The sequence below is a fragment of the Moorena sp. SIO4E2 genome (assembly GCF_010671945.1).
In the GTDB taxonomy this organism is placed as follows: Bacteria; Cyanobacteriota; Cyanobacteriia; order Cyanobacteriales; family Coleofasciculaceae; genus Moorena; species Moorena producens.
The window spans coordinates 1-12703 of sequence record NZ_JAAHIE010000182.1 but is presented as its reverse complement, the minus strand read 5'-3'; the positions used below and the strand labels follow the sequence as shown (position 1 = coordinate 12703).

Here is a 12703-nt window from a genome sequence, read left to right as displayed (position 1 = left end):
ACCCTCTCTACCTAGCCTCACCAATCACAGTAAAAGCCGCCCAAGCTTTCGGGTCTGGATTACCATCTCCATCATTAAGCATCGATAACATCGCCTCTCGCATCGCTTTCGCTTTATCGAATTTGTGAGTGTAAATATTAGTATAAAACTCCCTCATCAACTTGACCGTATCATGATCAGGTATTTTCCATAGGGACACCACCAAACTGGGTACACCTGCCGCAATCAAAGAACGGGATAAACCAACTACCCCTTCCCCTTTAATCTCACCTCTACCAGTATCACAAGCACTCAGGACGACTAACTTTGCTTTCAATAAGGATTTTTCCGGTAGTCCGTAACCAATCAGAATTTCATCACTGGTGAGAAAGCCATCATGGTCTGGTTGCTCAGGAGCTAATGCGATCGCACCGGGATAACCAATACCATTGACATCATCGAGTAAACCATGGGTGGCTAAATGGATAACGGAAGCATTGGCCATTTTTTCCACAATGGTTGATTCTGTTGCTTCTGCTCCAATTAGAGCTTTTGTATTCAGCAATTGAGCAATGGTTAAGGCTTCTGTTTCTGCACCCAGTAGAGGGGTTAAGGCTTTTTGTTCTAGTCCTATTTTAATCGTAGGCATGGTGGGATTACCCACAATCAATGGTTTTCCCCGGCTGTGTTGGACTCGATGCCAATGTTTACGGGTGAACGACAGGGATTGGATCGAAGGAGCAGTGAGAATGGTATGGTTTTCGATTAGATAATTTCCGTCATCATCTAGCAGAGCAGCAAAGGGAACCAGAAATAGTTCTTGATGGGGGATAAAAATAATACGGTCTGATGGGTTTGTTGGTAATACGTCAACAATGGGAGTAATCAGCAGTTGGTAGAGTTCCTGTAGTCGATTACTATTGTTAGGGTTTGGTGGTGAAGCAGGATTCTGATTACCTCGACCTCTGACACCAATCTGCAGACGACTGACTTTAACTAGTTCCGCCAGAGTAGTATTTTGGGGTAACGTATTACTACGGAAAGTAATCTCACCAGTTGGAGCAATCACCCAAATATAAATCTGGTCATCAACAATGGAATATTCCACCAAGGTGGCTTGTTGCTGTTTAGCAATCTCTTGAATGTCTTCAAGAGTAAGAGTTTTGGTTTTTTGAGGAGTTTCAGATAACTGTGCCGCTAATAAATCAATCAGAGCGCGGTTGCGACCCCGTTCGGAAATCTCTAAGGCTTGTTTTGGTTTACCTTGAGCAACCAACACCTGTTGTAAGAGACGATAGCTGCGAGATTGTTTTTCAAAAATAGAAATCTTCCAATCATCTTTGTTACGGAGGATATGGCGGATATCTTCCCAAATTTTAATGGCATCAAACAGGTTAGTTTGAGCCTGTTCTAATTGATTATTTTCTAACAAAACAGCACCGCGAATACTCAGGGGTATAGCTTGAAGCCGACGATCTAAAATTTTCCTAGCAATAGCTAAAGATTGTTGGTAGTAATCAATCGCTTTTTTGTACTTTTCCAGAGAGTAGTATGCAAAACCTAGATTATTTAGGGAGTAAACTTCACTCATGCGGTCTTCGATTTCCCTAGGAATAGCTAAAGATTGTTGGTGATAATCAATCGCTTTTTTGTACTCTCCCAGAGAGTAGTATGCAACAGCCAGACCAGTCAGGAAGCCAGTTTCACCCTGGCGGTTTCCGATTTTCCTAGGAATAGCTAAAGATTGTTGGTAGTAATCAATCGCTTTTTTGTAGTCTCCCAGATTGCCGTATGCAACACCCAGATCACTAAGGGACTTAGCTTCACCCTGGCGGTCTTCGATTTCCCTAGCAATAGCTAAAGATTTTTGGTGGTAATTAATAGCTTTTTTGTACTCTCCCAGATTATAGTATGCACTACCCAGATTACCCAGGGAGTAAGCTTCACCCAGGCGGTTTCCGATTTCCTTATCAATAGCTAAAGATTGTTGCTGGTAATCAATCGCTTTTTTATAGTCTCGTAGATAATAGTATGCAAGACCCAGATTAGTCAGGGAGCGAGCTTCACCTTCGCGGTTTCCGACTTCCCTATAAAAAGCGATCGCTTCTAGCTGGTAATAAATCGCTTTGTTGTAGTCTCCCAAACTCTCGTATGCATTAGCCAGATTAGTCAGGGAGCGAGCTTGACCCTTGCGGTGTCTAATTTGCCTAGCAATAGCTAAGGATTGTTGGTAGTAATCAATCGCTTTTTTGTAGTTTCCCAAACTCTCGTATGCATCACCGAGATTAGTCAGGGAGATAGCTTCACCCTTGCGGTCTCCGATTTCCTTAGCAATAGCTAAGGATTGTTGGTAGTAATCAATCGCTTTTTTGTAGTTTCCCAAACTCTCGTATGCATCACCGAGATTAGTCAAGGAGATAGCTTCACCCTTGCGGTCTCCGATTTCCTTAGCAATAGCTAAGGATTTTTGGAGGTAATCAATCGCTTTGTTGTACTCTCCCAGACCAAGGTATGTAAGACCCAGACTAATCAGGGAGGCAGCTTCACCCTCCCGGTTTCCGATTTGTTTATAAATTACCAATGCTTGCTGCCAAGACTGTAATGCTTCTCGGAACTCACTGCGATAAAGCTGACTAAGTCCTTGCTCAACGAGTTTGTCCGCCTCGGCTTGCTTACTGTCTACTTGAACTATGGCATCACTAGGGGCTATAGTCCCTTCTTGCTCTGGGCTAACCGTGTTTTGTTCTTGAGCCAGTGCTGGTAAGGTGAGGAATCTAGCCACAACAGGCAATTCACAAGGAGTGAAGCAGACAGTGAGAAGTCCCAACCATAAGACCTGCTTAAGTTTCATATCGGATATTGAATCATTACTTACTTGGCCATATCTGAGATATTCCTGAGCTTATGCAATGATTAAGGGAGCAGGGAGTCGGGAGTCGGGAAGTCTCTACCTAGCCTCGCCAATAACCGTAAAAGCCGCCCAAGCTTTCGGGTCTGGATTACCATCTCCATCATTGATCATCGATAACATCGCCTCTCGCATGGCTTTCGCTTTATCGAATTTGTGGGTGTAAATATTAGTGTAAAACTCCTTCATCAACTTGACCGTATCATGATCAGGTATTTTCCATAACGACACCACCAAACTGGGTACACCGGCGGCAATCAAAGAACGGGATAAACCAATTACCCCTTCCCCTTTTATCTCACCCCTACCAGTATCACAAGCACTGAGCACTACTAACTTTGCTTTCAATAAGGGTGGTTTCTGGTGTTGGTCACTGATCATAATTTCACGACTGGTGAGAAAGCCATCATGGTCTGGTTCCTCAGGAGCTAATGCGATCGCACCGGGATAATCAATACCATTGACATCATCCAGTAAACCATGGGTAGCGAAATGGATAACCGAAGCATTGGCCATTTTCCGCACAATGGTTGGTTCTGTTGCTTCCAAACCAATCAGAGCTTTTGTATTGAGCAATTGAGCAATAGTTAATGCTTCTGTTTCTGCACCCAGTAGAGGGGTTAACGGTTTTTGTTCCAGTCCTATTTTAATCGTAGGCATGGTGGGATTACCGACAATCAATGGTTTTCCCCGGCTGTGTTGGACTCGATGCCAATGTTTACGGGTGAACCACAACGATTGGATCGAAGGAGCAGTGAGAATGGTATGGTTTTCGATTAGATACTTGCCCTGATCATCTAGCAGAGCAGCAAAGGAAACCAGAAATAGTTCTTGATGGGGGATGAAAATAATACGGTCTGATGCAGTTCTTGGTAATAAGTCAACAATCGGAGTAATCAGCAGTTGGTAGAGTTGGTGTAGGGGATGTTGTAGTAGATTATTATTGTTAGTATTTAGTGGTGAAGCAGCATTTTGATTACCTCTACCTCTGACACCAATCTGCAGACGACTGACTTTGACTAGTTCCGCCAGAGAAGTATCTTGTGGTAATGTATTACTACGGAAAGTAATCTCACCAGTTGGAGCAATCACCCAAATATAAATCTGGTTCTTAACAATCGAATATTCAACCAAAGTTGCTTGTTGTTGTTGAGCAATTATTTGAATGTCTTCAAGAGTAGGAGCTTTAGTTTGACGACGTTCAGATAACCGTGCCGCTAATAAATCAATCAGAGCGCGGTTGCGACCCTGTTCGGAAATTTCTAAGGCTTGTTTTAGTTTACCTTGAGCAACCAAAACCTGTTGTAAGAGACGATAGCTGCGAGCTTGTGCTTCAAAAATAGAAACCTTCCAATCATCTTGATTCCCCAGGTTTTGGCGGATATCTTCCCAAATTTTAATGGCATCAAACAGGTGAGTTTTTGCCTGTTCTAGTTGATTGTTTTCTAAGAAAGTAGCACCGAGATTATTCAGGGAGTAAGCTTCACCCTTGCGGTGTCCGATTTCCCTAGCAATAGCTATGGATTTTTGGTGGTAATCAATTGCTTTTTTGTACTTTCCCAGATTACCGTATGCAATACCGAGATTCTCTAGGGCGTGAGCTTCACCCTTGCGGTGTCGGATTTCCCTAAAAATCCCTAAGGATTGTCGGTGGTAATTAATCGCTTTTTTGTAGTCTCCCAGATTACCGTATGCAATACCCAGATTATCCAGGGAATAAGCTTCACCCCGGCGGTTTCGGATTTCCCGTTTAATAGCTAAGGATTTTTGCTGGTAATCAATCGCTTTTTCGTAGTCTCCCAGATGACGGTATGCATTAGCCAGATTACCCAGGGAGCCAGCTTCACCATCGCGGTTTCCGATTCCCCTAGCAATAGCTAAAGATTTTTGCTGGTAATCAATCGCTTTTTTGTAGTCTCCCAAACTCTCGTATGCATTCCCCAGATTACTCAGGGAGCGAGCTTCACCTTGGCGGTTTCGGATTTCCCTAAAAATGTCTAAAGATTGTCGGTGGTAATCAATGGCTTTTTTGTAGTTTCCCAGATTACCGTATGCAAACCCCAGATTAGTCAGGGAGCCAGCTTCACCCTCGCGGTCTGGGATTTGCCTAGCAATAGCTATCGATGGTAAGTAATTATTAATTGCTTGTTTGTACTCTCCCAGATTAGCGTATGCACGACCCATATTACCCAAGGAGTTAGCTTCACCCTGGCGGTGTCCGATTTGTTTATAAATCACCAATGCTTGCTGCCAAGACTTTAATGCTTTTCGGAACTCACTGTCACCAATGTGACGAAGTCCTTGCTTAAATAGTTTGTCCGCCTCTGCCTGCTTACTGTCTACTTCAACAAAGGCATCACCAGGGGCTAAACTCCCTTCTTGCTCTAGGCTAACAGTGCTTTGTGCCTGATCCAGTACTGGTAAATTCAGGAATCTAGCCAGAACAGGGAATTGCCCAGGGGTAAGGCAGAGAGTGAAAAGTCCCAAAAACAAGACCTGTTTAAGTTTAATAGGATGTGGTATCATAACCTATTTACCTAAATCTGAGACATTCCTCAGCCTAGGCAATTATTAAGGGAGCAGCAAGGGTAGGGTGCGTTAGGGGTGGGCTAACCCGGATGGATTTTCAAGCACTGAGCGCCTGGTTGAAATAGCCCACCCCGTAACGCACCACAGCAAGGGTAGGGTGCGTTAGGGGTGGGCTAACCCGGATTTTCCAACTCTAAGGGTGTAGTTGAAATAGCCCACCCCGTAACGCACCACAGCAGAATTAGGGAGTAGGGAGTCGGGAGTAGGGAGTCGGGAATAAAATTTAGATGTACCTGACTATACAAGAAAACACTAATACTCCTCAGACCTACTTCCTACCCTTCACTTATACACTTCAAGCCCAATTTTTTCCACAAAATGCATAGGGTCGGATAGTTACCAGATAGGTAAGAGTAAGATTTGGTTCCCTTGTCGGCGGAGATTGCTAGGATGCATCTCACTTTGCTTTTTGACCCTGTGGTGCGTTACGGGGCCGACTATCCCAACCCTGGCGCTCGAGCCGAAAATTAGGGCAAGTGGTGCGTTACGGGGCCGACTATCCCAACCCTGGCTACGAGGCGAAAAATAACGGCAAGTCCGCCCCTAACGCACCCTACGCACCCTACGCACCTATTGCCTATTGCCTATTGCCTATTGCCTATTGCCTATTGCCTATTGCTACTCCCTACTCCCTCATGAAAACCAGCTTAGCCAAATACTGGACACTCAATTATATTAATCGTTTGGGTCAACATCAAACTAAACCCATAGAAAAGGCTAAGGAGTTTATCAGTGCCCAAGCTCTTACCTTGTCTACAGGTGAAGACACCATAGACCAAGCACTGATTAGCAGACTGTGGCAAAGTTATCACACCCAAGACGACGACCTTGAGCTGGCTGAAGTTTGTCTACGTTGTTTAGTTTCTCACCAAATCAAGGAGGTTTGTTATCAGTTAGTGGAGCAATTTGGTCAGCAGCATAATTTTACCATGGATGACCTACTACCATTAGTCCTTGACCGTTATCCTGAGGGCGATCAAGGCCATAAACTAGATGAAAATAAGTCTCTAATTACCTATACTTTAAAAACCTTTGACCCAGATAAAAGTAGCTTATTTGCCTGGACAAAGAGACTGGTTAAAACCAATAAGGAGGTAAAACGATTTTTACTATACTATGGAATTGAGCAGGTAACGGATTGGTTATTACTGAAACAAACAACTCCTGGTAAACTACACCGGATTCTATCGGAGTTTCATCAGCTAACTGCTCAGGAAATTAACCACTATCGTGAGTTATTAGAAAGTTATCAAAGGATTTATGTAAGTCAACTGCAAGCAGAGCGTAATCAAATTAACCAACAACGACAACAACAAGGCTTAGGTAAACTCACAACTCCCTACCCAATTCCTACCAAAGAGCAATTACAGCTGATAGGTAAACTATCTCCAGAAGCAGTGCTTACTGATTTACAAACCTTAGCTCAGCTAATTCGAGACTATAAACGGAATCGTGGCAGGAATGTGCCCACTCAAGCTTTAGGAAAATTTGAGCATCAATTAGCAGCTGATGATACAAGTAATAATCAGGAAGAAAACGAAGTATTAGCTGCCTATGACCAATTACTACAGGATTGTTTAACTACCGCTATTCAAGACGTTATTCAAAACCGAGTTACTTATCTAAGTCGTCAACAAAAGCCAAAACATCAGCAATTTTTAGAAGCCCTAGATTTATTTCACTGTCACCATGTCACTATGACTAAGATTGCTGCCCAAATTGGCTTCACTGCTCAATATCAAGTCAGTCGCTTGCTAGACCTGAAAGCTTTTCGGGCTGATATTGCTAGACGCACTTCCGTAAGATTACATCACCAACTAGTGGAGTTAGGCCAAGCCTACGCTTCTGCACAAGAGGTTAAGGAATTAGACAAACGAATTAGTCAGTTTGTAGAGGAAGCAATTAACCAGATTATGACTGCAGCTAGGAAGGAGACTTTTGTTAAAAACCAATACAAACTCTCTAGTAATTTTTCTCGCACCTTATGTGAATTATTGAACAAGGGAGTGGGGAGTCGGGAATCGGGAATCGGGAATCGGGAGTCGGGAGAAGAAAAAGGGAGTAGGGAGTAGGGAGAAGAAAGTTAAATGGACGTCATATAGCCATTTGCAGATAAGTTAATTATGAAAATGAGACAAAAAAGATAAAGTCCACTTCTTAATTGGCAATAATAAATAACTTAGCTTGAATGCCAACTTTTATTACCGACTCCCGACTCCCGACTCCCGATTCCCGATTCCCGATTCCCGATTCCCTACTCCCTACTCCCTATTATTACTCAACTAAAAATGCTAAATACATCTACAGAACTGATTTCATTTCCAGCATTAACCGAAACCCTAACGCTGGAATTAGAACAACAACAAAAAGCCCTGGATATAGCTAACCAGATGGCAGAAAAATCAGGAATATTAGCTATCTATCTCCAAGAATTAGCCTTACTAGTGTTTGAAGATTGGCTGGAAAAACGGGAGCCAAGTTTACGGGTAGAACGGGCAGCTAATGGGTTAGGATACTCGGAATTATCTCAAGCTATTGCTAAAGCTATTAATGCTGTGTGTAATCTACGAGTAGGAGATTTTAAGATTTGCCTTATTCCTAGCTTGGGATTTAGTGACCCGTTGGTAAATCTGCCTCAAGGGATTGTTACTATTCCCCAATTTACTGCTCATTTTTATGTGGTGATTGCCATTGATGATGACTTAGGTATTGCTGGGATTAAAGGCGTAAATCGATACGACCAGCTAGTCAAAGATATTAGTAATCTAGCTGTTGGCTCTGATCATAATTACGAGCTCCCTTTATCTAGGTTTACTATGAGTGGAGACGACTTACTACTGGATTTACAATGTCTATCTCCTGAGGAAATTCCTTTACCAGAGATACCACAGCGCGAGCCTAATTATGTTAGAGACGTAATCGAAATCCTGAATCAACGAGCGATTAATGTGGGACAATGGTTATATAATCAAATTGATGACCTAGCTCAAGAGTTATCTTGGCAGCTATTACCAGCACCTTCCCCAGCATTGCGGTTTCGTCCTACCCCAGCCCAAGAATTAGCTGAGATTATAACTATTATTGATATCGAAATTCCTGCTGCCGCTGTTCGTAGTTATCGAGATTTTCAACTAGCTGGAATTCCACTGCGCCTTTATGCTGTAACTTGGCAATTACCCCAGTCTGAACCAGAGGGAGATTGGACTATAGTGCTAATCCTGGGAGCTAGCCCAGGTAATACTCCACCTTCGGGGATAAAATTGCGTATTACTGACTTTACCATGGTCTTGGATCAACAGGAATTTACCACTGATGATGACTATTTATTTACTCAGTTTGTGGGAGCTAATCATGAAAAGTTTCTAGCTACAATTACCACTGCTGAGGAAACAGTACAAACCTCGATGTTGTTTGAATTTAAAGGGAGTAGGGAGTAGGGAGGTAAGCTATCAGCTATCAGCTATGAGTTATCAGCTATCAGCTATCAGCTATCAGCTATCAGCTATGAGTTATCAGCTATCAGCTATCAGCTATCAGCTATCAGTTATCAGCTATCAGCTATCAGCTATCAGCTATCAGCTATCAGCTATCAGCTATCAGCTATCAGCCATTGGCCGTAGGCCAAGCTACACCGAAAAGCTTTTGAATAAAATAAGCTGACGGCTGACCACTGACTGCTGACTGCTGACTGCTGACTGCTGACTGCTGACCGCTGACTGCTGACCACTGACCGCTGACCGCTGACCACTGACCGCTGACTGCTGACTACTATAAGTAACATGAAAAGTAAAATTTTTCACCTTAAAGTCATCAAAATCAAGTCAGGTTGTAACTTTGAGTTATCTTGGGAAAACGGTAAGACTATTGCTGCCATAGTAGATTATCCTCAAGACCTTGATCAAGGTTACCAAGACTGGAAATATGCTTACATTAATTGTTACAAAAATTTGCGAGGTAAAGTCCCAAAAAGTGGTAGACTTACAGTTAAGAAGGATCCAGCTGCCCTGTTGCGGGAAGCAGAAGCTAGGTTTTTATCAATATTTCATAATTGGTTACGGGATGGAGAGTTATATGAAATTCGTGAGGAAATTGCTAAGGCAGCTACGGATTCGTCTATTAATCGTCGGTATTGGGTTGATATTCTCCTCACCTGTAATTGTCCTGAATTAACTCGCTTACCTTGGGAAGCTTGGGAAATTAGTACTACTACTAGGACGAATTTATCGGGATTCGGAACTATCCGGATTGCTCGGGTTTCTAATACTATCCATGCTGGGATTAGTCATGATAAAATTATTCCTTCAATCCGTCGCCGAGCCAGAGTTTTGGCTATCTTGGGTGATGAAAAAGGATTAGACTTTGAAGAAGACCGCAAGGCGTTAGCTCACCTGTCTAAGCTAGCTGACATAAAATTTATTGGTTGGCAACCAGGAAAAGACTCTACTAGTCTTAAGCAGGAAATTGTTAAGGAAATTGCTAATCCTAGGGGTTGGGATATTTTATTCTTTGCTGGACATAGTAATGAAACTGCCTGTACTGGTGGAGAATTACATATTGCTCCTGATGCTTCTCTAGGAATTAATGAGATTCAACAATCCCTCCAACAAGGGATAGCTAATGGCCTGAAGTTTGCTATTTTTAATTCTTGTGATGGTATCTCGATTGCGGAATCCCTAATTGCTTTAGGGTTACCTCAAGTGGCGGTGATGGCAGAACCTATTCACAATCAGGTGGCTCAAGTTTTTATTGTCCAGTTTCTCAACAGTTTGGCTGAGTATAAGGATGTCCATGAAGCCCTAAGGGATGCTTGTGCTTTTCTTAAAGACCAACAAAATCTTACCTATCCTTCTGCTTACTTAATCCCTACCTTATTTCGCCATCCCCAATCAGTACTGTTTCGCTTGGAACCATTCGGTTTAGGGCACAGTCTCAGAAATTGGTTGCCCACTAAGAAGGAAGCCCTGTGGTTATCGGCATGGTTAACCGTTAGTTTAATCCCGGATTGTCAGGATTTACTGTTAGAATCTCGTCTATTGTTACAGGCTGGTTACCGTCAGGTTACTCAGCAGGTGGAGTGGCAAGCTAATCCTTCTCCAGTTAAGTCTCCAGTTCGGTTAGTTCAAATTGATAACAAGTCTCTTGAACAGGACAAGGTTAAATTGGTTGATGGCAGGTATATGGATTATGGTTACTTAGCAAGTATTTTAGATAAATTAGTTACCAGTAATGCTAGCATAATTGGATTTGATTATATCTTAGATCAAGACCAACAACAGCCCGATAATAGTAAACAGTTACAGCAATCAGTTAATGAAGCGATTAAAAATAATACCTGGTTAGTTTGGGCAGCAATTGAAGCTGATCATCCTGCTGATTATCAGGGAGTGAGTGATAAAATCGCTAACCTCAATCAAACCATGGAGGGAGATATTACAACCTATGATTGGTATGTGGAGTTACCTAGCAATAATTGTGATAAACGTTGTCCGTTTAGCTATTTACTAGTTCTTTCCTATTGTTTACGTGATCAAGATTCCGGCACTACTCAATTAGCTATGGGATTACCTGAGCTTCAAGACAGTAATCAGGAATTTAGGACTTCAGTGATTGATTGGGTTAATGGTGCCCATACACAAGCCCATACACAAGCCCATACACAAGCCCATACACAAGTGGCTTGGTTGGGGAGGGTCAAACGTCCTGCGATCGCATATTTCTTAGAATGGTTTCAACCGATTATTGACTATTCCCTGCCTCCAGAGCAGGTTTATCAAAGAATTTCTGCTTGTGAGTTATTAGGCACCTGTTCTGAAGATGCTCTAGCTGATGATATCAGCCTTAACCAGACCATTGTGATTGTTGCTTCAGGAGGATATCAACAAGCAGGAATTGATCAAGAAGGGGAAGATAATCATCTGCTTCCCCTTCCGGTCGCCTTCTGGCGTAGTTCACAGGGTTGGCAAGACTGGTTCGATAGCAAACCATCATTTACTGGTGGTGAAGCCCATAGTTACATTGCCCACCATCTTTTTTCCCAGCATCTGGTGATACCAATTCCTAATGCTTTGATGATTTTGCTAACCGCTGTTTTAGGTAAGGGATTTAGGTTAATTAAACAGAATTCTCCGGAGCAACAGCAATGGTGGTTTAGCAATATAGATAACGCTTGGTTGCTTTATTGGTTAGTTTATTGCTTGGTTTCACTACAAGTTTATATCTCCTTAAAGGTGCTGCTACCTACTTTGATGCCTTTAGTAGTGTTTAGTACCTATAGCGTTACGAAAAGGGAGTAGGGAGTAGGGAGTAGGGAGTAGGGAGTAGGGAGTAGGGAGTAGGGAGTAGGGAGTAGGGAACAATATAGCAATTATTATACTATTACAAAGCTTATCCTGTTAAGGCAAAAGGCAAAAGGCAAAAGGCAAAAGGCAAAAGGCAAAAGTAAATAATAGTTTACTGTAATCAGCTCAAATATACCGTTTTTCATAACTATCATGTACACAATATTTTTTACCAATTTCCGATTCCATATTCCCGATTACCGATTCCCAAAAAACCAATAATTTGTACTTTACCCAATTGAAAAATACTGTATTATGATTAAATTAATCCAAAACAAATCAACCCTGGCACTAACAGTGGTCGTGCTAGTCTGTTCTTCTGCACTGCCCCTTGATGCCATAGTAAAAAGACCTCAGTCTGGTCAGAATTTATCCCAGTTTAAAGGCCAGCTAGTTACCTTAAAATGGGGTGATATCTGGGATATATTGCGACGTGACAAAGGTAAAGGGGGCTCAAGAGGGAGCTCAAGATATGATAATCCTATCGAGCAAACTCTCTGCATGCTCACCCCTGGTCAACTACCAGATCGTGACCCAAATTCTAATCATAAAGGAAGCTTAGAAATTTGGAGTGAGCAACCCCTATTCCTATGGCAAGGAGAAATGAAAGGTATTGAGGTGCGTGAGTATCGTACTGAAAAACAATTGTGGGAGCAACCGTTAGAGCCTACTACTAATAGTATCCTTTATCAAGGGGAGCCTTTAAAACCAGGTAAAGATTACTATTGGCGGAATACAATTCCTTTAGAACAACTTCCTACTAAGAGAAGTTTTCGTCTAATGGATGACGAAAAGCGTAATCAAATCACCACTGACTTAAATGAATTAGAAAGTAACCTGAAAGCTGAAGATGCCAGTGCTGATAAGATTGCTCTGAAACGAATTAACT

8 protein-coding genes and 1 pseudogene are annotated in these 12703 nt (G+C 42.4%); 5 read left to right on the top strand and 4 right to left on the bottom strand.

The window, feature by feature from the left end; genetic code table 11:
* Window positions 1-7: 7 nt before the first annotated feature.
* From F6K37_RS18905 to F6K37_RS18895, 3 genes are all read right to left on the bottom strand, one after another.
* Window positions 8-2830 (bottom strand): CHAT domain-containing protein, encoded by a 2823-nt coding sequence (locus F6K37_RS18905; protein ID WP_008185255.1) that lies wholly within the window; start codon window positions 2828-2830, stop codon window positions 8-10.
* Window positions 2831-2926: 96 nt separating this feature from the next.
* Window positions 2927-5413: a CHAT domain-containing protein gene (locus tag F6K37_RS18900; RefSeq protein WP_008185258.1), complete on the bottom strand. Its 2487-nt coding sequence runs from the start codon at window positions 5411-5413 to the stop codon at window positions 2927-2929.
* A gap of 176 nt (window positions 5414-5589) precedes the next feature.
* Complete coding sequence (locus F6K37_RS18895) at window positions 5590-5721, bottom strand: hypothetical protein (protein ID WP_287251559.1); 132 nt, start codon at window positions 5719-5721, stop codon at window positions 5590-5592.
* Window positions 5722-5952: 231 nt separating this feature from the next.
* Here F6K37_RS18895 and F6K37_RS18890 point away from each other — a divergent pair, with 231 nt between their 5' ends.
* The 3 genes from F6K37_RS18890 (at window position 5953) to F6K37_RS18880 (ending at window position 9136) form a co-directional block, all read left to right on the top strand.
* Complete coding sequence (locus F6K37_RS18890) at window positions 5953-7548, top strand: hypothetical protein (protein ID WP_287251557.1); 1596 nt, start codon at window positions 5953-5955, stop codon at window positions 7546-7548.
* A gap of 216 nt (window positions 7549-7764) precedes the next feature.
* Window positions 7765-8913, top strand: a complete 1149-nt coding sequence (locus tag F6K37_RS18885; protein ID WP_008185261.1) for a DUF1822 family protein — start codon at window positions 7765-7767, stop codon at window positions 8911-8913.
* A complete protein-coding gene (locus F6K37_RS18880) occupies window positions 8888-9136 on the top strand; it encodes a hypothetical protein (protein WP_287251556.1) in 249 nt (82 codons plus the stop codon). Before F6K37_RS18885 ends, F6K37_RS18880 begins: the two co-directional genes overlap by 26 nt.
* Here F6K37_RS18880 and F6K37_RS18875 read toward each other — a convergent pair.
* Window positions 9103-9276, bottom strand: a complete 174-nt coding sequence (locus F6K37_RS18875) for a hypothetical protein (protein ID WP_158026648.1) — start codon at window positions 9274-9276, stop codon at window positions 9103-9105. The genes F6K37_RS18880 and F6K37_RS18875 overlap by 34 nt on opposite strands.
* Here F6K37_RS18875 and F6K37_RS18870 point away from each other — a divergent pair.
* Window positions 9256-11769 carry a CHASE2 domain-containing protein gene (locus F6K37_RS18870; RefSeq protein ID WP_287251555.1) on the top strand — a complete coding sequence of 838 codons (2514 nt, stop codon included), beginning with the start codon at window positions 9256-9258 and terminating at the stop codon, window positions 11767-11769. The genes F6K37_RS18875 and F6K37_RS18870 overlap by 21 nt on opposite strands.
* Before the next feature lie 300 nt (window positions 11770-12069).
* Window positions 12070-12703 (top strand): annotated as a pseudogene (locus tag F6K37_RS18865) (hypothetical protein); the annotation flags it as partial.